The organism is uncultured Microscilla sp., from assembly GCF_947493425.1.
Taxonomy (GTDB): domain Bacteria; phylum Bacteroidota; class Bacteroidia; order Cytophagales; family Microscillaceae; genus Microscilla.
Window position 1 is genome coordinate 1 of record NZ_CANLRP010000725.1, and the last position, 209, is coordinate 209.

Annotated in this window: 1 protein-coding gene; it reads right to left on the bottom strand. The window is 38.3% G+C overall.

Annotated elements, in window-relative coordinates; genetic code table 11:
• Positions 1 to 209 (bottom strand): hypothetical protein (locus Q0954_RS34965; RefSeq protein WP_299466963.1); only part of this gene is annotated, 209 nt, incomplete at both ends.

Consider the following 209-nt stretch of genomic DNA (forward strand, 5'->3'; position numbering starts at 1 on the left):
TGCAACAAAGGATAAATCAACGCCATATTTTCATTGTCAGTACGCATACTATAAGGAACCGAAAAAGGACGCAAATACTGGCGCAAACAACTAAGCTTTACATCAGGCGCATACAAACGCAAATCATCTAAAGACAAACAACGAAAAGCATAAATACTCAGCAACAAACGCCATTTAGGAGTAGTTAAACCCAAAAACAACAAACCAGC